Source organism: Mesorhizobium sp. Arg314 (assembly GCF_053714275.1).
Genome location: NZ_JBSKBP010000344.1, coordinates 1 through 271, shown reverse-complemented (window position 1 = coordinate 271; position 271 = coordinate 1). Strand labels below are relative to the sequence as shown.

General features: G+C 62.4%; 1 protein-coding gene. It reads right to left on the bottom strand.

From position 1 onward, the window contains the following. Positions 1-46: 46 nt before the first annotated feature. On the bottom strand, positions 47-271 hold a 225-nt coding region (gene nadA, locus ACWGS9_RS35785), incomplete at its 5' end, for a quinolinate synthase NadA (RefSeq protein ID WP_454509559.1).

Below are 271 nucleotides of genomic sequence, written 5' to 3'. Positions count from 1 at the left end.
GCGCCGATAATGACCGGCGCGCCGCGAATGTCATGGACATCACACGTCATATGAAGAGCATGCGCTCGACGGCCCGGCGAGCGCGCTCGGCGACACGCGGATCAATGGTGACGATGTGACGGTTCTCCTCCAGCGCGGCACGGATATTGGCGAGCGTAATGCGCTTCATGTGCGGGCAGAGATTGCAGGGACGAACGAAATCGACGTCGGGATGCTCGACCGCGACATTGTCGCTCATCGAGCATTCCGTCATCAGCACCACGCGCGCCGG